Annotated in this window: 15 protein-coding genes; 2 read left to right on the top strand and 13 right to left on the bottom strand. The window is 68.8% G+C overall.

Translation table 11 applies throughout. From position 1 onward, the window contains the following. Positions 1–93: 93 nt before the first annotated feature. From OG562_RS32540 to ngcE, 7 genes are all read right to left on the bottom strand, one after another. Positions 94–1,428 (bottom strand): sugar ABC transporter permease, encoded by a 1,335-nt coding sequence (locus tag OG562_RS32540; protein ID WP_266409639.1) that lies wholly within the window; start codon positions 1,426–1,428, stop codon positions 94–96. A 17-nt stretch (positions 1,429–1,445) separates the two neighbouring features. After that, positions 1,446–2,237, bottom strand: a complete 792-nt coding sequence (locus OG562_RS32535; protein ID WP_266404359.1) for an ATP-binding cassette domain-containing protein — start codon at positions 2,235–2,237, stop codon at positions 1,446–1,448. A 276-nt stretch (positions 2,238–2,513) separates the two neighbouring features. Continuing rightward, positions 2,514–3,605 (bottom strand): sugar ABC transporter substrate-binding protein, encoded by a 1,092-nt coding sequence (locus tag OG562_RS32530; protein ID WP_266404358.1) that lies wholly within the window; start codon positions 3,603–3,605, stop codon positions 2,514–2,516. A 134-nt stretch (positions 3,606–3,739) separates the two neighbouring features. Beyond that, on the bottom strand, positions 3,740–4,939 hold the full coding sequence (locus OG562_RS32525; protein ID WP_266404357.1) for an ROK family transcriptional regulator: 1,200 nt from the start codon (positions 4,937–4,939) through the stop codon (positions 3,740–3,742). A gap of 232 nt (positions 4,940–5,171) precedes the next feature. Continuing rightward, on the bottom strand, positions 5,172–6,107 hold the full coding sequence (locus tag OG562_RS32520) for a carbohydrate ABC transporter permease (protein ID WP_266404356.1): 936 nt from the start codon (positions 6,105–6,107) through the stop codon (positions 5,172–5,174). A gap of 2 nt (positions 6,108–6,109) precedes the next feature. Next, positions 6,110–7,036, bottom strand: a complete 927-nt coding sequence (locus OG562_RS32515; protein ID WP_266404354.1) for a carbohydrate ABC transporter permease — start codon at positions 7,034–7,036, stop codon at positions 6,110–6,112. 16 nt (positions 7,037–7,052) lie between these two features. Beyond that, positions 7,053–8,501 (bottom strand): N-acetylglucosamine/diacetylchitobiose ABC transporter substrate-binding protein, encoded by a 1,449-nt coding sequence (gene ngcE, locus OG562_RS32510; RefSeq protein ID WP_266404352.1) that lies wholly within the window; start codon positions 8,499–8,501, stop codon positions 7,053–7,055. A 340-nt stretch (positions 8,502–8,841) separates the two neighbouring features. On the opposite strand from ngcE, the gene OG562_RS32505 reads away from it, so the two are divergent. Then, on the top strand, positions 8,842–12,714 hold the full coding sequence (locus tag OG562_RS32505; RefSeq protein ID WP_266404350.1) for a GH92 family glycosyl hydrolase: 3,873 nt from the start codon (positions 8,842–8,844) through the stop codon (positions 12,712–12,714). Further along, complete coding sequence (locus OG562_RS32500) at positions 12,711–14,705, top strand: alpha-glucuronidase (RefSeq protein ID WP_266404347.1); 1,995 nt, start codon at positions 12,711–12,713, stop codon at positions 14,703–14,705. Before OG562_RS32505 ends, OG562_RS32500 begins: the two co-directional genes overlap by 4 nt. A 35-nt stretch (positions 14,706–14,740) precedes the next feature. On the opposite strand, the gene OG562_RS32495 is transcribed toward OG562_RS32500, so the two are convergent. Genes OG562_RS32495 through OG562_RS32470 form a run of 6 tightly spaced genes read right to left on the bottom strand, consistent with a single transcriptional unit; the run spans position 14,741 to position 22,538 of the window. After that, the gene (locus tag OG562_RS32495) at positions 14,741–16,771 is read right to left on the bottom strand and encodes a beta-galactosidase (protein ID WP_266404344.1); all 2,031 of its coding nucleotides are present in this window, start codon (positions 16,769–16,771) and stop codon (positions 14,741–14,743) included. Next, complete coding sequence (locus OG562_RS32490; protein WP_266404342.1) at positions 16,768–17,451, bottom strand: hypothetical protein; 684 nt, start codon at positions 17,449–17,451, stop codon at positions 16,768–16,770. The genes OG562_RS32495 and OG562_RS32490 overlap by 4 nt, the downstream gene beginning before the upstream one ends. Then, positions 17,448–18,956, bottom strand: coding sequence for a xylan 1,4-beta-xylosidase (locus OG562_RS32485; protein WP_266404340.1), 1,509 nt, complete (start codon positions 18,954–18,956; stop codon positions 17,448–17,450). The genes OG562_RS32490 and OG562_RS32485 overlap by 4 nt, the downstream gene beginning before the upstream one ends. After that, on the bottom strand, positions 18,953–20,608 hold the full coding sequence (locus OG562_RS32480) for an extracellular solute-binding protein (protein ID WP_266404338.1): 1,656 nt from the start codon (positions 20,606–20,608) through the stop codon (positions 18,953–18,955). Before OG562_RS32480 ends, OG562_RS32485 begins: the two co-directional genes overlap by 4 nt. A 29-nt stretch (positions 20,609–20,637) precedes the next feature. Then, positions 20,638–21,552: a carbohydrate ABC transporter permease gene (locus OG562_RS32475; RefSeq protein WP_266404337.1), complete on the bottom strand. Its 915-nt coding sequence runs from the start codon at positions 21,550–21,552 to the stop codon at positions 20,638–20,640. Continuing rightward, complete coding sequence (locus tag OG562_RS32470) at positions 21,549–22,538, bottom strand: sugar ABC transporter permease (protein ID WP_266404335.1); 990 nt, start codon at positions 22,536–22,538, stop codon at positions 21,549–21,551. Before OG562_RS32470 ends, OG562_RS32475 begins: the two co-directional genes overlap by 4 nt. Positions 22,539–22,615: the final 77 nt, after the last annotated feature.

Raw genomic sequence — 22,615 nt, 5'->3', positions numbered from 1 at the left:
TCCTATGACCGGACTGTGCCCGGCCCCTGGAAACACGGCCGTGCCCGGCGCCATCGCGGCGCCGGGCACGGTCGTGACGTTGCTGCCGGGGCGTCAGCCGCGGCCCGCCGCCTTCTGGCTCTTGCGGGAGACGGAGTCGATGACGACCGCGCCGAGCAGAACACCACCGGTGATCATGTACTGGATCGAGGTGTTCATGTTCAGCAGGTCCAGACCCGTCTGGATGGACTGGATGACCAGCATGCCCAGGAGGGCGGACCAGACGGTGCCGCGGCCGCCGAAGAGGCTGGTGCCGCCGATGACGGCCGCCGCGATGGCGAGCATCAGGGTGTTGCCGCCGCCGGCGCTCAGCGAGGCGCCCGCGGTCTGACCGGCGAAGAACATGCCGCCGACCGCGGCGAAGGCGCCGGAGATGGCGAACACGGTGATCCGGATCATCGGCACGTTGATACCGGCGCGGCGGGCGGCCTCGATGCCGCCGCCGACCGCGAACACCTTGCGGCCGTACGTCGTACGACGCAGCACGAAGTCCACGATGACCAGCGCCGCCAGGAAGATCACCAGCGCGTTGGAGACGCCGGAGGCGTTGTTCAGCACGGCGGCGGACACGAACGCCGCGAGGGCGAGCAGGCCTACGCGCAGCAGGATCTCGCTGGTCGGACGGAACGGAACGCCCGCCACCCGGCGACGGCGCTGCTCGCCGAAGTTGCCGACCGCGGACAGCACGACGGCGAGACCGGCCAGCAGGTAGGCGCCGATGATGGCCTGGTCCATGAAGAAGGAGCTCTGGCCGAGCAGGTGGATCGGGCCGGAGTCCGACGGGAGGTTGATCGTGCCGCTGGAGCCGAGCAGCCACAGCATCAGACCGTTCCAGCCGAGGAAGCCGGCCAGGGTCACCACGAACGCGGGTACGCCGATCCTCGCGAAGAACCAGCCTTGCAGCGCGCCGATGCCCGCGCCGACGACGATCGTCAGGATCAGCGACAGCCAGGGATTCATGCTGTGGTCCACCACGAACACGGCGAACACCGTGGCCGCCAGGCCGCTGACGGAGCCGACCGACAGGTCGATCTCGCCGAGCAGCAGGACGAACACCAGGCCGATGGCCAGCATGCCGGTGGCCGACATGAAGTAGCTGATGTTCGAGAGGTTGTCGGCGCTCAGGAAGCGGTCGTTCTTCAGCTGGAAGATCGTCCAGATGATGATCAGGCCGATCACCACCGGCAGCGAGCCCAGCTCGCCGCCCTTCACCTTGCGCTTGAACTCGGTGACGTAGCCCTTGAGGCCCTCTTCGCGGACCAGCAGGCGCGGGTCGACGACGGAGACCGGCGCGGCCGTCGGGTCGTCGGCGGGGGCGACGGTGGACTGGTCCGCCACCACGCCCTCGGCCTTCTCGACCTTCTCCGGCTCCGAGGAGTCGCTCTTCACGGTCTTGGACGTGTCGCTCACTTTGCCGCCTCCGCGGTGCGACGCCCCGCACGACGGGTCACGGCGTTGTCCGTGGCACCGGTGATCGCGGCGATGATCTCTTCGTGGCTGGTGTCCTTCACGGGGAAGGAGCCGTTGTTCTTGCCCAGGCGCAGGACGGCCACGGTGTCCGCGACCGCCTTGACGTCGGCCATGTTGTGGCTGATGAGGATGACGCCCAGGTTGCGCTCGCGCAGCCGCTCGACCAGGTCGAGGACCTGCGCGGTCTGCTCGACGCCGAGGGCGGCGGTGGGCTCGTCGAGGATGACGACCTTCGGGTCGCCGATCAGCGCGCGGGCGATGGCGACGACCTGGCGCTGACCGCCGGAGAGGCTCGCGATCGGGATGCGCACGCTCGGGATCCGGATGGAGAGCGTGCTCAGCAGCTCCCGGGCGTTCTTCTCCATCGACACCTCGTCGATGACGCCGCGGTGCAGCAGCTCGCGTCCGAGGTAGAGGTTGCCGACCACGTCGAGGTTGTCGCACAGGGCGAGGTCCTGGTAGACGGTCGCGACGCCGAGGCCCTGGGCGTCGTGCGGCTTGTTGATGCTGACCGGCTTGCCCTCCCACTCGATGACGCCCTCATCGATGGGGTGGACACCTGCGATCGTCTTGACCAGGGTCGACTTTCCTGCGCCGTTGTCGCCCACCAGGGCGACCACTTCTCCGGCGTGGACCTCCAGCTCGACGTCGGTGAGTGCCTGCACTGCACCGAATCGCTTGGAGACTCCGCGCAACGCCAGCACGGGCGTAGCGGACACGTGAACCATCTCCTTCGCCGCCTGACCGGCGGGGATGCCGCGCTTGGGAACAGGCGCGGAGGGACGTGCTCGGTGCGGCGGATCAGCCACGGCGAGCACGAGGTTTACAAGATGAACATGCGCGAATCCGCTGCGCTTGGCAACGGTTCCGTCCGACGCCCGCCCCACAGCGGGGTATGAAGGCGGGGCGGGCGTCGGAGGGGTTTCGCGGGGCCGCTGAGCGGCCTGGGTCCGAGTCGCCGGCCGGGGCCGGGACTCGGACCGGGTGCGCGATGCGCGCGGGGGTTACTGCAGACCGGCGGTCTTGCAGGCGGCGGCGAACTCGGCGGTGCAGATGTCCGCGACGGTGTAGAGCTTGTCCGCGATCACCGTGTCCTTGATGTTGGCCTTGGTGACCGACACCGGGGTCAGCAGCTGCGAGGGCACCTTGTCACCGGAGCCGCTGGTCAGCGTGGTCGTGGCCAGGGACTTGATGTCCTTGCCCTCGAGCAGGTCGACCGCGAGCGTGGCGGCGGCTTCCGCCTCCGGCTTGAAGGCCTTGTAGACGGTGGAGGACTGCGTGCCGGCGACGATCCGCTGGATGGCCGCGAGCTCGGCGTCCTGGCCGGTCAGCGGGATGCCGCTGATCTTCGCACCCTTGAGGGTGTTGGCGATGCCGCCGGCCATGCCGTCGTTGGCGGAGTAGACGCCCGCGATGTTCTTCGCGCCCAGCTGGGTGATGGCCGCGGACATCTTCTGCGCGGCGACGGTGTCCTTCCACAGGCCGGACTGCTCGTAGGCGATGGTCACCTTGCCGTCGAGGGCGTTGTGCGCGCCTTCCTTGAACTGGGCGGCGTTCGGGTCGGCGTCGTCGCCGTTGATCATGACGATCTTCGACTTGGTGGTCGCCTTGGAGCCGAGGGAGGCGAGCAGGGCCTCGCCCTGGAGCTGGCCGACCTTGACGTTGTCGAAGGAGACGTACGCGGAGACCGGGCCCTGGGCCAGACGGTCGTACGCGACGACCTTGACGCCCTTGTCCACCGCGGACTGGATGGAGGACTTGATCGCGGCGGAGTCCTGGGCGGAGATCACGATGACCTTGACGCCCTTGGTCACCATGTTGCTGACCTGCTGGGCCTGCTTGGCCGGGTCGGCGGCGGCGTTCGCGTACTCGAGCTTGCAGTCCGAGCAGAGCGCCTTCACCTTGGCGTCGAAGTACGGCTTGTCGAACTTCTCGTAGCGCGCGGTGACGCTGTCGGGGAGCAGCAGGCCGATGGACTTGTCGCCCGAGCTGCTGCTGCTGCTGCCGGAGTCGCTCTTGTCGTCGCCCGCCTTGCCGCACGCGGCAATCGACAGCGCCATGGAAACGGCGGTGGCGCCGATCACGACTCTACGCATCGTTGCGTTCATTGGGGTGTGCCTCCCTGACAGGGCCGCAACGCTGCGGCCGAGGTGGCTGGAAGTCAACTCGGCCGCACGTGCGACGTCAAGAAGTAAATACTTAACGAGATGGCAACGGCGTCATTCGTTCTCTAAGTGAAGGCAGGTGTCGCAGCGGACAGGGTGCCGTCCAAAAGGGTCGAATCGCCCATCTCGCTGAGTGCGAGTGCAAGCGCTCCGAGCACCTCCGCACGGCCGCCAAGTGCCCCGGGGAGAATGGTGAGTTGACGCGCCGCACTGGGGATCGCATAGCGGCCGACGGACTCTCTGATCGGCCCGAGCACCAGCTCACCGGCCTCGGCGAGATCACCGCCCAGGACCACTCGGCTCGGGTTCAGCAGGTTGCAGAGATTGGCGACTCCACTGCCGATATGGCGGCCGACGTCGGCGATCACGCGACGGCAGCCCGGGTCTCCGTCCCTGGCCAGCCGCACGACGCCTTCCATCGTCAGGTCCGTGCCGTGGCTGGACTGGAGCAGCGGCAGCACATAGCGCGCGGCCGCGAACGTCTCCAGGCAGCCCCGGTTTCCGCAGCGGCAGACAGGGCCGGATTCATCGAGTGTAATATGCCCGATTTCTCCCGCAGTCCCGCCGGGGCCGCGATAGATCTTCCCGTCGATCACCAGACCGGCGCCGACACCGCTCGCGACCTTGATGTAAGCAAGATCACGTACGCCCCTGCCGCTGCCCCAGACCATCTCGCCGAGGGCGCCGAGGTTGGCGTCGTTGTCCACGTGCACGGGTACGCCGAGCCGATCTCTCAGCTCCTGGGCGGGTCTGGTGCCGATCCAGCCGGGCAGGATGGCCGACGAGCCGAGCGTGCCGGACTCCAGATCGATCGGCCCCGGTACGCCGAGACCGACCCCGGCGACCTTCGTACGATCGACCCCGGTAGCCTCGATCAGCCGGTTGACCAGCTGTTCCGCCCGGTCAAAGCCCTGGTTCGAGGAGGCGTCCACGTCCAGCGGCTCGGCCTCCTCGGCGAGCACCTGATGGGCCAGGTTGCCGACGGCGACGCGGAGATGGGTATGGCCGAAATCGACCCCGATGACGATGCCTGCGTCGCCGCTCAGGGAGACGCTGCGGGCCCTGCGGCCGCCGGCCGAGGTGGGGGTGACCTCGACGGTTCCGCCGTCCTTGAGCTCCCGCACGATGTTGGAGACGGTCGCGGCGGACAGTCCCGTCGTCCGGGCGATCTCCGCCTGGGTGAGAGACCCGGCCAGACGCACGGCCCGTACGACCCGCTCGAGGTTTGCTCGATGCAGCGACGACTGCGACCCCGGAGTCTCCACGACGACCTCCTGCGCGCGGGGCCGCTTCAATGAGGCCCCGTCTATGTCCAACTAGTGAACTCTAAGCTGAGCCGTTCGGGTCGCCTCCCGTCAAGAGGTTGAACAGTATCCGCCCGTGTGCACACCATCACGCGACGTACGGAGCCGGAGAAGCGGACGGAGAGTGACGAAAAGCGGCGTACACGGACACCCCGGGCCAGGAATCCGTGTACGCCACATGAAGGCGTCCGGTTTACTTGATCGCTCCCGCCGTCAACCCCTGCACCACCTGCCGCTGGAAGACGATGTACGCCGCGAGCACCGGCAACATGGCCATGACCAGGCCCGCGAAGAGTCCGGACCAGTCGCCCTTGTACCCCTGACTGACCGCCAGCTGCACCAGGCCCTGGGTGAGGACGCGCTTGTCGGGATCGGTGTTGAGGACTGTGGGCAGCATGTACTGGTTCCACTGGCCCAGGAAGTTGAAGATGCCGACGCTGATCAGGCCGGGCTTGGCCATGGGCAACATGATCTGGAAGAACGTACGGCTGTGTGAGGCGCCGTCGACGAAGGCCGCCTCCGCCACCGAGCTCGGCAGCGTGCGGAAGAAAGCGGTCAGGAAGAACACCGTGAACGGCAGCGAGTAGGCGATGTAGACCAGGATCAGCCCGTGGATGGTGTTCAGCAGGCCCATGTTGTTGACGACGTAGAACAGCGGGACCAGCGCCAGCATGATCGGGAAGCTCATGCCGCCGATGAAGAGGAAGTAGATGAAGCGGTTCCCCGGGAAGTCGAAGCGGGCCAGGACGTAGGCCGCCATCGAGCCGAGCACCAGTGTGCCGATCAGCGAACCGCCCACCACCAGAACGGTGTTGAGGAAGTAGTCGCTCATGTTGGCCTCGGTCCAGGCCCGCGACCAGTTGTCGAAGTGCAGCCTGTCGGGCAGCGACCAGGGCGAGGTGAAGATGGCGCCGTCGTCCTTGAAGGAGGTCATCACCGCCCAGAGCAGCGGCAGCACCACCATGATCGCCCAGAGGACGAGCATGCCGTGCGAGAAGGCGTTCAGGACTCTGCCTTCGGCTTTCGGCTGCGCGGGCGGCTTCCCCCCGGTCGTCAGGTCGACCTTCGTGACGGGGAGGCCGGAGCCGGACTCGGCCGGCACGGGCGCGGGGGTTTCGGTCGTCTTCATCCTCAGTACTCCAGCCGCTCGCGCCGCCCCAGCCGCATCACGACCGCGGCGAAGGCCAGCGTCACGACGAGCAGCGCGACGCCGATGGTGGTGGCGTAGGCGGCCTGACCGTCCCGGAACGCCTTCTGGTACACGTACAGGACCATCACGGTGGTCGAGTAGTCGGGACCGCCGGGGCCGGTCGTCATGATCTGCACGACCGCGAACGACTCGGCGCCGAGCGCGAGGATGCCCATGTAGACCCAGCCGGACTGCACGGTGTCCCACAGCAGCGGCAGGGTGATGCGGAAGAAGGTGGCGGCACGGCCGGCGCCGTCCAGGAGCGCGGCCTCGTAGAGGTCCGCCGGGATGGAGGCCATGCCGGCCGAGAAGAGGACGACGAAGAAGCCGACCGTGGACCAGACGAGCACCGCCATCACGCACCACAGCGCGAGATCCGGGTCGCCCAGCCACAGCGGCTGAACGCTGTCGAACCCGATTCCCCGCAGAAACGAGTTGATCGCTCCGCTGTCGGGGTTGTACGCGAAGGCGAACAACAGCGCGACGATGGCGATCGACAGCACCTGCGGAAAGAAGTAGACGATCTTGTAGAAGGAAGATCCCCGGACGCCGGAGATCACCGGTCCGCCCTTCCTTCTCCGCCCGCCGACATTGATCATGAAAGCGAAGAACAGCGCCAGGCTGATCGTCACCACCGGCAGCACGATCGCGAACATCAAGCTGTGCTGCAGGGACTTCCAGAAGATGTCGTCGTTCAGCATCCTCTGGTAATTGTCCAGGCCGACCATCTTGAATTCGGGACTCAGGCCGGTCCAGTCCGTGAACGAGTAGTAGATGGACTGGACGAACGGCCAGATGACGAAGAGCGCGTACAGTCCCAGGGGCAGCGCCAGGAACCCCACGATGAAACGGTACTTGCCGTGCTGCATCGCTTCCCCGGTCCTTTTACTGGTGCTTGTAGTGCTTGATCGAGGTGTCCTTCGCGGTCTCGTCGGCGTATCCCTGGATCTTCTTGACGGCCTCGGCGGGGGTGAGCCGGCCGGCCATCATCTCGCCGAGGCCGGACACCCCGATCTTCTCTTTCTGCAGCTGGACGTACCAGTCCTGGAGCCGCGGATTCACCACGTTGTCGCCGGCCTTCTCCAGTGCGGCGACGCCGGACTTGAGGCCCGGGGTGAGCGTGATGCCGTCGGTCCCGCCGTTGTACGCGGTGAGCGACTTGACCTTGGCGGTGAAGTTCCTGGAGGACGCCTCGCTGAGCATGATGCGCAGCTGCTCCATGCCGCCCGGCGTGTTCTTGGCCTTGGCGGGGACGACGAAGGGCTCGCCGCCGGACGCCCAGATGGTGCCGAAGGGCATCTTGTCGGAGGAGTCGATGCCGGTGGGCGCGGAGACGGCGAGATCGAAGTCGGCCGGGATGACGTTCGCCGACTCGTTCTCCACCCAGGAGCCGTTGGGGATGAACAGGGCCTTGCCCTTGGCCCACGCGGTCTGCGACTGGATGTGGTCCAGGCCCGGGGTGCCCTGGAGGACGTACCCCTTCTTGTACAGCTCGTAGTAGGCCTCGAAACACGCCTTGACCGCCGGGTGCTTCCAGGCGTTCGGCTCCAGGTTGTCGATGGCGTCCAGGACCTCGCGGCCGCCGACCTTGCCGATCATCGGGTAGAGCGAGAAGGGGAGGTAGTACGGGTACTTGCCCGCGTACGTCCAGCCCGCGACGCCCTTCTTCTTGGCCTTCGCGCAGACCGCGAGCATCTCGTCCCAGGTCTCGGGATACGTGACGTCGAGCGAGTCCAGGGCCTTCTGCGAGTACCAGACGCCGTAGACCGTGTAGGCGTAGTACATGATCCAGACCGGGTCGCCGTCGAACTGGCCCATCTCCACGATGCCCGGGCGCAGGGTGTCGCGGACCTTCTTGCTCGGGTCGTCGTAGGAGGGTGCGTCGAGCAGCGGGGTGAGGTCGGCGAGCTGGTTCTTGCCGACCAGGACGCCCATGTCCATCTGCTCGGCGCCGGAGTTGTCGATCAGGTCGGGCGGGGTGCCCTGGTTGAAGCGGGGCTGGAGCGTGGACTGGATCTTCTGGGTGGCCGAGAACTTCACCTTGGCCTTGGGGAAGTCCTTCTCGTAGATCTCCACCGCGTCCTCGGCGTACTCCTTGCCGAAACCGCCGTCGAACAGGACGAATTCCATCTGGGCGGTGTCATTGACCGCAAGTGGGTTCTTCGCGGTCTTCGTGCCGGTCTTGGCCTTGTCCTCGCCGCCGCCGCCGCTGCTGGCGCAGGCGGACAGAAAGCTCATCGTGGGGACGCCGATCAGGCCGAGGGCCGCGGAACGCTTGATCAGTTCTCGGCGGCCGACACCGGCGGAGCCGTTGTTCTCGGAGGTGGATCCCATGCTCAAGTCCTCGCCTTCTCCAGGACTCAGGCGGTGAACCGGAACCTCCCGGCACCGCGGTCAGGTCAAGCAGGGTCGTGCGGATCAGGTGAATTGCCGACAGGTATAGTCCACTTCCGGTCGACGGAGCAAGATCGAATGCAAAGTTGGCCGACGGTGTTATCCAAGTTGAGACCTCCCGGAAATACGAGCGGCCCGCGGGTTCCGAACCGGAAAATCGCACGGTATGAGCCCTGGTTGGCGCAATCAACATCCTTGACATCACTTGCCACTTGGCCCCCTACTGAATCCTGCGCAACCTGGTAGACAACGTTGTCCGGATCGGGGAGGGTGCTCACGCATGCAGCGGTTCGGACGGTTTCGGGGAGTCTTGATCGCGGCCGCGGCGGCTCTCGCCCTGGCGGTCGGCGCACCGGGAGCGGCGGTGGCCCTGCCGTCCTCCTTACCGCTCCCGATGCGGGAGTTCGCCTCCTCCTTCGAGGCGGGTCAGCCCGCCCCCGCCTGGGAGAGCGCGGTCGACACCGGACCGGGCGGCGGCAAGCGCGCCTCGGGGGTCGACGGCGGCTACGGCGGCGGGCTCCCCGGGGACGTGACCGACCGGGTCACACAGGTGCGGGCGAGCGCCGAGAACACGGCCGGCGGCGAGGTGAAGGAGAACCTCGTCGACGGCGAGGCGAGCACCAAGTGGCTGACCTTCGCGTCGACCGGGTGGGTCGAGTTCGACCTGGACGAACCGGTGAGTATCAGTACATATGCGCTTACTTCGGCCAATGACGTCGCCGAGCGCGACCCGGCCGACTGGACCCTCCAGGGGTCGGCGGACGGCGCGCACTGGACGACGCTCGACACCCGCGCCGGGGAGACGTTCGGCAGCCGGTTCCAGATGAAGACGTACGCTCTCGCGGCGGCCTCGGACCCGGCTTCGGACCCGGCTTCGCCATCGGCTTCGGCTTCGGCTTCGGCTTCGGCTTCGGCTTCGGCTTCGGACGGGTACCGGCACTTCCGGCTGGACGTCACCAGGAATCACGGCGCCGGGATCCTTCAGCTCGCCGACGTGCGGTTCGGCACGGGCGGGAGCAGTGGGCCGGTGCCGCCGGACATGCTCAGCGTCGTCGACCGCGGCCCGAGCGGCTCGCCCACCGCGAAGGCGGGCGCCGGCTTCACCGGGAAGCGGGCCCTGCGCTACGCCGGACGGCACACCGCCGCCGGGCGGGCGTACTCGTACAACAAGGTCTTCGACGTGAACGTCCGGGTCGGCTCGCGGACGCAGCTGGCGTACCGGATCTTCCCGGCCATGGCCGACGGCGACCTCGACTACGCGGCCACGAACGTCTCCGTGGACCTGGCCTTCACCGACGGGACGTATCTGAGCGGGCTGGGGGCGACCGACCAGTACGGCTTCCCGCTGTCGCCGCGCGGACAGGGCTCGGCGAAGAGGCTGTACGTCAACCAGTGGAACGACGTGGTGTCGGGCATCGGGGCGGTGGCGGCCGGCAGGACGGTCGACCGGATCCTGGTGGCGTACGACTCCCCCGGCGGGCCGGCGCGGTTCCGCGGCTGGGTGGACGACATCGCGCTGCGCACGGCCGCCCCCGAGGAGGAGAAGGCGCACCTGTCGGACTACGCGGTGACCACTCGCGGCACCAACTCCAGCGGGAGCTTCTCGCGGGGAAACACCTTCCCGGCGACGGCCGTGCCGCACGGCTTCAACTTCTGGACGCCGGTGACCAACGCGTCCTCGCTGGGCTGGCTGTACGACTACGCGCGGGGAAACAACGCGGACAACCTGCCCACGATCCAGGCGTTCAGCGCGAGCCATGAGCCGAGTCCGTGGATGGGCGACCGGCAGACGTTCCAGGTGATGCCGTCGGCCGCGACCGGGGTCCCGGACACCGGGCGGGCGGCACGGGCGCTGGCGTTCCGGCACACCGACGAGACGGCCCGGCCGTACTACTACGGGGTGCGGTTCGAGAACGGGCTGAAGGCGGAGATGGCGCCGACCGACCACGCGGCCGCCCTGCGGTTCACCTATCCGGGCTCGGACGCGAGCCTCCTCTTCGACAACGTCACCGACCAGGCGGGCCTCACCCTGGACCGGGAGGCGGGTGTCGTGACCGGTTACTCGGACGTCAAGTCCGGACTGTCGGCCGGCGCGACCCGGCTCTTCGTGTACGGCGAGTTCGACGCGCCGGTGACGGACGGGGCGTCGAGCGGGGTGAAGGGCTATCTGCGCTTCGACGCGGGCGCCGACCGGACGGTCACCCTGCGCCTGGCGACCTCGCTGATCAGCGTGGACCAGGCGAAGGACAACCTCCGCCAGGAGATCCCGGAGGGCACCGGCTTCGACACGGTGAAGCAGCGGGCCCAGCGGCAGTGGGACAGGCTGCTCGACACGGTGGAGGTCGAGGGCGCGACCGGGGACCAGCTGACCACGCTGTACTCCAGCCTTTACCGGCTGTACCTGTACCCCAACTCCGGTTTCGAAAAGGTTGGTTCCACGTACCAGTACGCGTCCCCCTTCTCGCCGATGCCCGGCCCGGACACTCCGACGCACACCGGCGCGAAGATCGTGGACGGCAAGGTGTACGTCAACAACGGCTTCTGGGACACCTATCGGACGACCTGGCCGGCGTACGCACTCCTGACGCCCACTCAGGCGGGCGTGCTGACCGACGGTTTCGTGCAGCAGTACAAGGACGGCGGCTGGACCTCGCGCTGGTCCTCGCCCGGATACGCCGACCTGATGACCGGCACCTCGTCGGACGTCGCCTTCGCGGACGCGTACGTCAAGGGCGTCGACTTCGACGCCGAGGCGGCCTACGAGGCGGCTCTGAAGAACGCCACCGTCGTGCCCCCGTCCCCGGGCGTGGGTCGCAAGGGCATGGCGACCTCCCCCTTCCTCGGCTACACGAGCACGGCCACCCACGAGGGTCTGTCGTGGGCGCTGGAGGGCTACCTCAACGACTACGGCATCGCCCGCATGGGCCAGGCGCTGTACCGAAAGACCGGCGAGAAGCGCTACAAGGAGGAGTCGGACTACTTCCTCAACCGCGCCCAGGGGTACGTCCACCTCTTCGACGCGAGGGCGGGCTTCTTCCAGGGCCGGGACGAGGAGGGCGGCTGGCGGGTGGAGTCCGGGAGTTACGACCCTCGCGTATGGGGCTACGACTACACCGAGACCAACGGCTGGGGCTACGCCTTCACCGCCCCGCAGGACAGCCGCGGCCTGGCCAACCTGTACGGCGGCCGGGGCGGGCTGGCGAAGAAGCTCGACACGTACTTCGCCACCCCGGAGACCGCTTCCCCCGAGTTCGCCGGCTCCTACGGCGGGGTCATCCACGAGATGACGGAGGCGCGGGACGTGCGGATGGGCATGTACGGGCACTCCAACCAGGTCGCCCACCACGCGATCTACATGTACGACGCGGCCGGGCAGCCCTGGAAGACGCAGGCGAAGGCGCGCGAGGTGCTGTCGCGCCTCTACACCGGCAGCGCGATCGGACAGGGCTATCACGGCGACGAGGACAACGGCGAGCAGTCGGCCTGGTACCTGTTCTCCGCGCTCGGCTTCTACCCGCTGGTGATGGGCAGCGGCGAGTACGCCGTCGGCTCCCCGCTGTTCAAGAAGGCGACCGTGCACCTGGAGAACGGCGAGGACCTGGTGGTCAAGGCCCCCAGGAACAGCGCACGGAACGTCTACGTACAGGGCCTCAAGGTCAACGGCCGTGCCTGGACGTCGACTTCACTCCCCCACGCACTGCTCGCGAAGGGCGGCGTCCTGGAGTTCGACATGGGGCCGAAGCCGTCGGCATGGGGCAGCGGGAAGAACGCCGGGCCGGTCTCGATCACCGAGGACGACAGGACGCCGACGCCCCGCACCGACGTACTGACCGGCCCCGGCTCCCTGTTCGACGACACCTCGGCGACGGACGCGACGGTGACGGGGGCGGTCGACCTGCCGGTCGGCAGCTCCGGGAAAGCGGTGCAGTACACGCTCACCTCGGCCGACCGCTCCTCGGCGCCGACCGGTTGGACCCTGCAGGGCTCGTCCGACGGGACGACATGGAAGTCCTTGGACCGCCGCTCCGGGCAGACGTTCGCCTGGGACCGGCAGACGCGCGCGTTCACCGTGCGGTCGCCGGGTACGTACGAGAGGTACCGCCTGGTGTTCGACGGCCAAGTCCAGTTGTCCGAAGTGGAGTTGCTCTCTTGAACCGACCGGACCCGCCGGACCTGCCGGACCCGCCGGATCTGCCGGACCCCGCCTGGTTGCCCCCGGAGGCCTTCCGGCCCCTGGGAACCCGGCGGACCCTGATCCAGGGGACCGGTCCCCTGGTCGAGACCGTGCGCGGTGAAGTGACCGGCGCCTGCGAGCGGTTCGGCGGGGAGGCCGTGCGGGACGGTCGTCACGACCTGCTGCTCGAGCTGACGGCCGGCGACGATCTCGGCCTCGGCGCGGAGGGGTTCGCGTTCGCCCGGGAGGACGGCACGACGACCGTCACCGCGTCCGGTCAACACGGCCTGCTGTACGGACTGTTCCACGTCGTGCGGCTCGGCGGAGAGGCGTTCACGGGCAGCCGCCCGCGCGAGGTCCACCGTCCGGCGACGAAGTCGCGCATGCTCGACCACTGGGACAACGTGGCCGTGCACCCGGTCATGGGCCAGGTGGAGCGGGGGTACGCGGGCGGTTCGCTGTTCTGGCGGGACGGGCGGGCCCGCGGCGAGACGGAGCGCGTCCGGGCGTACGGCAGGCTGCTCGCGGCCTGCGGGATCAACGCCGTCTGCGTCAACAACGTCAACGTGCACGCGACCGAGGCGCGTCTGCTGACCGAACGGATCGGCGAAGTGGCCGCCATCGCGGACGCGTTGCGGCCGTACGGCATCCGGACCCATCTGTCGGTGACCTTCGCCGCGCCGGTCGTGCTCGGCGGGCTGCCGACCGCCGATCCGCTGGACGAGGCGGTGCGCGACTGGTGGGCTCGGGCGGTGCGCGGGGTGTACGCGGCGATCCCGGACTTCGGCGGTCTCGTGGTGAAGGCGGACTCGGAGGGGCAGCCGGGCCCGTTCACCTACGGCCGCTCGCACGCGGACGGCGCGAACCTGCTGGCCGCCGCGCTCGCCCCGCACGGCGGCACGGTCCACTGGCGCGCCTTCGTCTACGACCACCGCCAGGACTGGCGGGACCGCACGACGGACCGGGCGCGGGCCGCGTACGACCATTTCGCCCCGCTGGACGGCGAGTTCGCGCCGAACGCCGTGCTCCAGGTGAAGCACGGCCCGATGGACTTCCAGGTGCGGGAACCGGTCTCTCCGGTGCTCGGGGCGCTGCCGCGCACCCGGCTCGCGGTGGAGGTGCAGGCGACGCAGGAGTACACCGGGCAGCAGCGGCATGTGTGCTGGCTCGGCCCGATGTGGAGCGAGGTGCTGCGCTTCCGTGCCGAGGGCGAAGGGGGCGCGACCGTAGGCGAGTCGGCCGACGATCTGGTCGCCGTGTCCAACGTCGGCGACGACCCGTTCTGGACCGGGCATCCGCTCGCCCAGGCGAACCTCTACACCTTCGGGCGGCTGGCCTGGCGGCCGGACGCCGACCCGCACGCCGTCCTGGACGAGTGGATCGGCCTCACCTTCCCGTCCGCCCCCGAGCGGCTGACGGCCGGCCTGCGCGCGGTGCTGCGCGGCTCGTGGCGGACGTACGAGAAGTACACGGCCCCGCTCGGCGTGGGTTTCATGGTGCAGCCGGGGCACCACTACGGGCCCGGCGTCGACGGCTACGAGTACAGCCCCTGGGGGACGTACCACTTCGCGGACCGGGACGGGGTCGGCGTGGACCGCAGCGCGGCGACCGGCACGGGGTACGCGGCGCAGTACGCCAAGGCGTGGGCCGAGGTGTACGAGTCGGCCGGGACCTGCCCGGACGAGCTGTTGCTGTTCTTCCACCATGTGCCGTACGGGCATGTGCTGAGCAGCGGGAAGACCGTGATCCAGCACATCTACGACACGCACTTCGAGGGCGTCGAGGAGGCGGAGGAGGCCCGCCGGGTGTGGGCGGGCCTCGCGGACCTGGTGGACCCGGCTCGTCATGCGCGCGTGGCGGAGCGGTACGAGGAGCAGGTGCGCGGCGCGCGGGAGTGGCGCGACCAGGTGAACGCCTACTTCCTGCGGAAGTCGGGGATTCCTGACGAGCGGGGGCGGACCGTCTACTGAGGACCGTCTACCGAGGACTCTCGACTGAGGACCCTCTACTGAGCGTCTTCCTCCAGGCGCAGGACCGCGACGCCCAGGGGGTCCAGGGGCAGCGGCTCGCCCTGGTCGGCGCGCTTGCCGGTGAGGAGGTCGGCGGCGGTGGCGTGGGCGGTCAAGTGGACTGGTTCGGCGGCATGGTTGAGGAGGAACAGCAGACGGGTGCCGTCGGGGGCGACGCGAGTGGCGGTCTCGACCCGGGGGTGGTCGGCGTAGGGGCCGATGAGGTCGTGGCGGGCGAGGACACGGCGGACGACGTGGTCGACGCCGGGCTGGTCGAGGGCGGTGGCCACGTACCAGGCCTCGCCGCCCTTGCCGACGCGGTTGCGGGTGACGGCGGGGGTCCCCGCGTAGAAGTCGGATCCGTAAGTGGCGATCGGCTCGGCTCCGCGCGGCTGCACGATCTCGAAGACCAGGCGCGCCTCGGCCGTGAACTCCCCCATGTGTACGGGTTGTACGACGCCCTCGGGGCGGGCGTCCCATTCGTCGACGCGGATGCCCAGGAGGGGGGCCAGCGGGCCGGGGACGTCGGTGAGGAAGGCGCGGTCGTGCTCGTCGGAGCGGGCGGTGAGGAAGGTGGCGAGGACGGTGCCGCCGCGTCGGGCGAACTCCTCCAGGCGGGCGGCCAGGTCGCCCTTGACCAGGTGGAGGACGGGGGCGAGGACGACGTCGTAGGGGGTGAGGTCGGCGGTGACCGGGATGACGTCCACGTCGGCGCCGGCCTCGCGGGCGGCCCGGTAGTAGGCGTGTACGACATCCGGGTAGCGGACGAGTCGGGAGGGGCCGTCGGAGATCTCCAGCGCCCACCAGCTGTCCCAGTCGAAGAGCAGGGCGGTGCGGGCGGGGGTGCGGGCGCCGAGCGTCGCGTCGCCGAGCAGCTCCAACTCCGCTCCCAGGGCGGCCACTTCACGGAACACCCGGGTGTCGTCGCGGCCCGCGTGGCCGATCACCGCTCCGTGGTACTTCTCGCAGGCGCCGCGCGAGGCGCGCAGCTGGAAGTAGAGGGCGGCGTCGGCGCCGTGGGCGACGGCCTGCCAGGTGGCGAGGCGCAGCTCGCCGGGGCGGCGCAGGGGGTTGACGTCACGGCACGCGGTGGTGGACGGGGTCTGCTCCATGAGCCAGAAGGGGGCGCCGTCCTTCAGCCCGCGCATCAGGTCGTGGGCGAGGGCCGGGCGGGTCGGCGGGGCGTCCAGGGGAGGGTAGTTGTCCCAGGAGGCGAAGTCGAGGTGGGGCGCCCAGCGGTGGTAGTCGAGGGGGCGGTAGGCGCCCATGAGGTTGGTGGTGACCGGGGTGTCCTGGTCGTGGACGCGGATCGCCTCCTTCTCGGCGGTGAAGCAGCCGAGCAGGGCGTCGGTCATGAAGCGCTGGTAGTCGAGCGTGATGCCCTGGAAGGCGGTGCGGTCGGGGCCGCGCCAGTGCTCGGTGAGGGCGCTCGGGGGCTCGATCTGGTCCCAGTCGGTGTAGCGGTGCGACCAGAAGGTCGTCCACCAGGCGTCGTTGAGGGCGTCCAGGGCGCCGTGCCGCTCGCGCAGCCAGCCGCGAAAGGCCTCGGCGCACAGCTCGCAGTAACAGGCTCCGCCGTACTCGTTGTTGACGTGCCAGGCCAGCAACGTCGGGTGCTGGGCGTACCGTTCGGCGAGTCGGCCGGCCAGGGCCGTGGCGGCGCTGCGGTACGCCGGTGAGCTGGGGCAGAAGTTGTGCCGCTGACCGTAGCGGTGCCGACGGCCCTCGAAGTCGGTGCGGTTGACCTCGGGGCGCCGCTTCGCGAGCCAGGGCGGGAGGGCGGCGGTGCCGGTGGCCAGACAGACCTGGCGGCCCTCGGCGGCGGCTCGGTCGAGGATGCGGTCGAGGACCGTGAAGTCGTAGGCGTCCTCGGCGGGTTGGGTGAGGGACCAGGAGAAGACGCCGACGGTGAGGGTGTCGATGCCGGCCCGTGTGAACAGGCGGTGGTCGTCGTCCCAGACCTCCTGCGGCCACTGCTCGGGGTTGTAGTCGCCGCCGTAGGGGATCTTGGGGCTCGTCGGGCTCATACGGTGAAGTCCTCCTGGGTCTCGGCGATCACCGGGCGGCTCGAGTGCAGCAGGGAGAGCAGCAGCGGCGCGGCAAGCAGGGCGGGCAGGGCCTCGGTCAGCAGGGCGGTCAGACCGCCGGCCAGGACGAGCAGGGAGGCGGCGGCGAGGGTGGCGCGGCCGTGCCGGAGCAGGAAGTACGCGGCGAGGCGGGCGGTGTCACGGGCGCGGAACGTGAACAGCGAGGCGAGGACGAGGGCATGGGCGCCCCACAGGAGGGAGGTCACTCCGACGAACCCGAGCAGGACCGCCCACCAGCCGGGCAGGCCGGTGGCGGCGAAGTGGGTGAGGGTGAACGCGATCACGGTCAGCCAGGCCAGCAGGGGCGTCCAGAGCTTCAGTGCGGGAACCGTGTTCAGCCGCCAGCCGTGCAGGTACCCGCGGGCCGGACGCAGGTCGGTGAGGTCGCTGCTGCGGTGGTGCAGGGCGAACAGCGCGGCGGAGGCGGCCGGGCCGAGCGGGAGCAGGCAGAGGGCGGCCAGGGGCAGGTTGGCGGGGTCGGGGCCGAGGAAGAGCAGGCCGGCGAGTCCGGGGGCGGCGGCCGCGAGGAACAGGGCCTCGACCGTGAGGAGGGTGTGCAGGAGGGCGGCGGCACGGGAGAGGACGCCTGTCCCGAAGTCGGCCGTGGCGCCGGCGCTCATGGCGTCTCCCTGCCGAGCAGTCGTCGTTCGTCCCACCACGGCGGGGTCTCGTCCGTGACCGGGGTGAGCTCGACGAGGGTGATCTCGTGGCGGGCCAGGGTCAGGTCCAGCTCGGCGCGGCCCTCCCGGACGGGGAGCCGGCGGTGGCTGCGGGCGGGCTCGGCGGCCTGGTGCAGGACGTCCAGCTGCCCGGGCTTCGGCGAGCGCGGGCTGCCCATGTGCCGCCAGGCGGTGTAAGCGTTTCCGTGCTCCTCGTCGACGGTCGACCGGCGGACGAAGACCTCCCCGCCGCCCACCGGAACGGACAACCGCAGACCGTGCCGGTCCGGGCCGGGCGTCTCGCCGCTCGGGTCGACGGGCGCCCAGGCCAGGACGGTGGTCCGGCCGTCGGGGTGCCGGGTGACGAGGTGATCTTCCCCGCGAGCCAGCAGGTCCGCGCCCATCCGCGCCATGAAGACGTACAGGTGGTACGTCGGTTTTCTGACCTGCCGATGGGTGAGCAGCCCGAAGCCGCCGTGGAAGAGGGCGGTGGGAACGCCGATCTCCTCGAACATGTCGCTGAACGTCCAGTAGGAGAAGGAGTCCGCGAAGTCACCGCCCGCCGCCAGGACCGGCGCCAGGTAGGCGGCGTGGAAAGCGGTGTCGTGTATCGGGTTGTCGGGGCGGTAGGAGGAGTTGAACTCCGTGACATGGACGGGGAGTTCGGCCAGCCGGGTGCCCTTGAGGAGCTCGCGGGGCGTGGCGAACTGGTCGAGCAGGCCTCTCGCCGGGGCGAGCGTCTGGTGGACCCCGAACGGCATGTGCTGTGCGGGGCCGGACGTGTAGGCGTGCTTCGACACGAAGTCGACGGGCACGTCCCGGAGTTCGACGAACTCGGCGAACCGCTCCAGCCAGTCGTCGGCGCCCGGTGAGATCGCCGGACCGCCGACCTGGAGTTCGGCGTCCACCCCTTTCACGGCGTGCGCGGTGACCTCGTACAGCCGGTGGTAGGCCTGTTCGTCGGCGTCCTGCCAGAAGTCGGGCAGGTTGGGCTCGTTCCAGACCTCGATCGGCCAGGTGCGGACCTCGTCGAGTCCGTAGCGGTCGACGAGGTGGGCGACGGTCGCCTCGACCAGCGCGGCCCACTCGCCCAGGTCGCGCGGTGGGGTGATGTTGCCGCGCCACCAGAAGACCGTGCGGTCGCCGGACGCCAGCCCGGCGGGCATGAAGCCGAGTTCGAGAAACGGGCGGATGCCGTTCTCCAGATAGGCGTCGACGACCTGGTCGACGTAGGTGAAGGAGTGGTGGACCCGGCGGGCGCCCTCGTGGTCGTAGGGGCGGTGGACGCCCATGCCGTCGCTGAGCAGACCGTGGCCGCGGATGTGCCGGAACCCGATGTCGCGCTGGAGGAGGGCGAGGGAGTCCTGGTAGTCGCGGCGCAGCGCGAGTTCGGTGCGGCCGGTGCCGACGCAGAAACGCCAGGCCTCGGAGAGCCGGCCGATCGGCTCGGCGGGGACGCGGATCACCCGTTCTCCTTCTTGAAGCGTTCGCGCGCCTTGTTGTGGAGGTCCACGAGCCGGCCCATGTTCTTCGCCTTCAACTCCGCGACGTAGTCGTCCCATTCGGACAGCGGACGCTTGCCGAGGACGAACTTGAGCGTGTTCTGGGTGACGTGGTCCCGGAGCGGGGTGTCCCAGAGCGAGGCCTGTTCCTGTTCCACGGACTGCAGCGGGTGGGCCGGGTCGATGGGCAGTTGTTCACGCTGGGCCATGGCGTCCTGGAACGTCTTCTCGTCCGGGCCGAACGAGGAGGAGACCAGGTCCCAGCTGCCGCCGTAGGTGAAGACTCCGTTGAAGAAGCCGTAGTCCTTCTGCAGGTCCTTCGGGGCGTCCGGGTCGGAGCCCATGAGGCTGATGCCGTCCGCCAGTTCGTACTTCCCGCCGGTGTAGGTGTAGGTGACGCCCTGGACACCCCACTTGGAGAAGCGCTGGCCCTCGTCCGAGTACCACAGCCAGTCCACGAACTGCATCAGCGCGACGAAGGTGTCGCTCTTGAGCGCCTTGCTGGAGACCATGACGCCGTTCTCCAGGCGGGCCCCGCCCAGCACCACCGGTCCGGCCGGGCCGAGCGGCACGGGCACCATCTCGATCTTCGACCCCTTGACCTGCTTCTCCAGGTTGTAGCGGTAGTTCTGGACCAGCTCCTGCGGGTTGGCGCTGATCGCGAAGGACTTCTCGCCCAGCAGCTTCTGCACCGCGTCGTCGTCGGTCTGGGTGAAGCTCTCGGGGTCCATCAGCTTCTCGGCGACCAGTTTCCTCAGGTACTCCACCAGTTGCCGGTAGCCGTCCGTGGCGCCGGTGAAGACGAACTTCCCCGCCGTGGAGTCGTAGCTGACGTTGTCGTACGTCCAGCCGGCTCTGACGCCGTACGCCTGGCCGAGGTAGCTCATCAACGCGCCCACGGGATAGGGGGTGTTGGTGCTCCAGCGGTCGGAGAAGGGGTAGCGGTCGGGGTACTCGGCCCGGAGCGCCTTGAGGACGTCGTACACCTCGTCCCAGCTCGTGGGCAGGCTCAGGCCGTGCTTGTCCAGGACGTCGGTGCGCAGGGCCAGCGAGTAGCCGGACTTGACCTTCTCGTGCAGACCGGGGAGGAGGTAGTACTTCCCGTCGGACTGGCGGATGGAGTCGAGCTCCGGCTCCAGCTTCCACTTCCTCACCTTGGCCTGGAAGTTGGGCATCAGGTGCACATAGTCGCTGACCGGGAGGATCGCGCCCGAGGACACGAAGGCGACCTCCGACGGGTGGTACGTCTTGGGGATCAGGAGCGGGGCGTCGCCCGCGCCGATCAGGACGCTGCGCTTCTTCTCGTAGTCGCTCAGGGGGACGGCGATCGGTTTCAGGGTGACGCCGGTGCGCTTGGTCAGCTCCTTCCAGAACAGCCAGCTGTTCTTCATCGGGTAGACGGGGTTGTTGTTGTGCAGGACCGAGAAGGAGAGCGGTGGGGCGGCCTTGAACTGCTGGCCCGACCGGTACTCCTTCATCGCGCCGTTCTGCTTCTTGGAGAGGTCCTTGGAGTCCCCTCCGTCGTCGCCGCTGCCGCAGCCGGTGAGGCCGGCCAGGCCGATGAAGCCTGCGGCGGCGAGTATCTGACGTCGTGACAGCTGGCCTGCGTTCTTCACGGACACTCTCCCTTGTGGGGGTACGGTTCTCAGCCCTTGACCGCGCCGAGCATCACGCCCGAGACGAAGTAGCGCTGGACGAACGGGTACACGCAGAGGATCGGCAGCGCGGTCAGCACGATCGTGACCGCCTGGATGTTCGCCCCGACCTGGCTGAGCTGCTCGGCGCCGGCGCCCGCGTTGCCGCCCGTGGTGGCGCCCGAGATGAGGTTGCGCAGGTAGACGGTCACCGGCATCAGCTCGGTGCGGTCCATGTACAGGTACGCCGAGAACCAGGAGTTCCAGAAGGACACGGAGTAGAAGAGCACCATCGTGGCGATGACCGCCTTGGACAGCGGCAGCACGATCCGCAGCAGGATGCCGTACGTGCTCAGCCCGTCGATCTCCGCGGCCTCCTCCAGCTCGGTCGGCAGGCTCTCGAAGAATGCCTTCATCACCAGCAGGTTGAAGACGCTGATCGCGTTGGGCAGGGCGATCGCCCAGACGGAGTTCTTCAGACCGAGGCTGGTCACCAGGACGTAGTTCGGGATCAGCCCGCCGGTGAAGAACATGGTGAACACGGCGGCCCCGACGAGGACGCCCCGCCCCTTGAGGTTCCGCTTCGACAGCACGTAGGCGTAACAGGTCGTCAGCACCATGGCGACGACGGTGGAGACGACCGTGTAGAAGACGGTGTTGCCGTAGTTGCGCCAGAACATCGAGTCCTGGAAGACGATCTTGTAGGTGGTGAGGTTGAACCCCTTGGGCAGCAGGGTCACCTCACCGGCGCGGATCTGGCGTTCCCCGCTGAAGGACCGGGCGATGATGTTGAGGAAGGGATAGAGGGTCACCGCCACGACCAGGGTGAGGATCACGCCGTTGACGCCCTGGAAGACGCGGTAGCCGCGCGTGGGCTGGTCGACGGAGGTACGCGGACGGCCGGAGCGCGCGGTCGAGAGGCTCACCACAGGCTCGTCCCCACCGTGCGGCGCGACAACTGGTTCGCGCCGGTGATCAGCACCAGGCCGATGACCGCTTCGAACAGCCCGATCGCGGCGGCGTAGCTGAAACTGTTGGACTCGACGCCTGCGCGGTAGAGGTAGGTGGAGACCACGTCGGCGGTCGGGTAGGTCAGCGGGTTGTACAGCAGCAGGACCTTCTCGAAGCCGACCGCCATGAACGTGCCGATGTTCAGGATCAGCAACGTGATCATGGTGGGGCGGATGCCGGGCAGGGTGACGTGCCAGATCTGCCGCCAGCGGTTGGCGCCGTCGATCCGGGCGGCCTCGTAGAGGTCCTCGTCGATCGTGGTGAGCGCGGCGAGGTAGAGGATCGTGCCCCAGCCGGCGGTCTGCCAGATCTCCGAGCCGACGTAGATCGTGCGGAACCACTCGGGCTCCTGGATGAACCGGATCGGGTCGTGGCCGAACCGGTCCAGCATGCGGTTGACCGGGCCGTCGGTGGCGAGCATCTGCATCGTGATGCCGGCGACGATCACGATCGACAGGAAGTGCGGCAGATACGAAACCGATTGCACGAACCGTTTCAGCGCCGTGCGGCGCACCTCGTTGAGCAGCAACGCCAGCACGATCGGGATCGGGAAACAGAAGACCAGCGTCAGCCCGCCGAGCCACAGGGTGTTGCGGAAGACCTGCCAGAAGGTGGGATCGGTCAGGAACATCCGCACATAGCGGAGCCCCACCCACTGCTCGCCCAGGATCGACCCGCCCGGCTCGAACCGGCGGAAGGCGATCACGTTGCCGATCATCGGCAGATAGCGGAAGACCAGGAAGAACAGCAGCGGCAGCACGGCCAGCGAGTACAGCTGCCAGTCCCGGCGCAGCGCCCGCCGCCAGCCGCGGCGCGGGCTCGGGCGCACCGGACCGTGCCGGGTCTTGGGCGGCGGGTCCTGGGTTCCTGGAGGTGGGGCCGACGTGGTGGAGGTGCTCATGCTCGGGCCTCCCGGGGCGTCACTCGAAACGCTCGAATCGCAGCGCGTGCTCGAAACTTTCGTGCCCTTACCGGTAA

This window comes from Streptomyces sp. NBC_01275 (genome assembly GCF_026340655.1).
In the GTDB taxonomy this organism is placed as follows: Bacteria; Actinomycetota; Actinomycetes; order Streptomycetales; family Streptomycetaceae; genus Streptomyces.
This window is presented reverse-complemented; position numbering and strand designations above follow the sequence as displayed.

What these genes read in the sequence shown, in the direction of transcription:
- OG562_RS32535 (WP_266404359.1), bottom strand. Translation starts at nt 2,237, where the DNA reads ATGGTTCACGTGTCCGCTACGCCCGTGCTGGCGTTGCGCGGAGTCTCC.
- OG562_RS32505 (WP_266404350.1), top strand. Translation starts at nt 8,842, where the DNA reads ATGCAGCGGTTCGGACGGTTTCGGGGAGTCTTGATCGCGGCCGCGGCG.
- ngcE (WP_266404352.1), bottom strand. Translation starts at nt 8,501, where the DNA reads ATGGGATCCACCTCCGAGAACAACGGCTCCGCCGGTGTCGGCCGCCGA.
- OG562_RS32515 (WP_266404354.1), bottom strand. Translation starts at nt 7,036, where the DNA reads ATGCAGCACGGCAAGTACCGTTTCATCGTGGGGTTCCTGGCGCTGCCC.
- OG562_RS32495 (WP_266404344.1), bottom strand. Translation starts at nt 16,771, where the DNA reads ATGAGCCCGACGAGCCCCAAGATCCCCTACGGCGGCGACTACAACCCC.
- OG562_RS32470 (WP_266404335.1), bottom strand. Translation starts at nt 22,538, where the DNA reads ATGAGCACCTCCACCACGTCGGCCCCACCTCCAGGAACCCAGGACCCG.
- OG562_RS32520 (WP_266404356.1), bottom strand. Translation starts at nt 6,107, where the DNA reads ATGAAGACGACCGAAACCCCCGCGCCCGTGCCGGCCGAGTCCGGCTCC.
- OG562_RS32530 (WP_266404358.1), bottom strand. Translation starts at nt 3,605, where the DNA reads ATGCGTAGAGTCGTGATCGGCGCCACCGCCGTTTCCATGGCGCTGTCG.
- OG562_RS32490 (WP_266404342.1), bottom strand. Translation starts at nt 17,451, where the DNA reads ATGAGCGCCGGCGCCACGGCCGACTTCGGGACAGGCGTCCTCTCCCGT.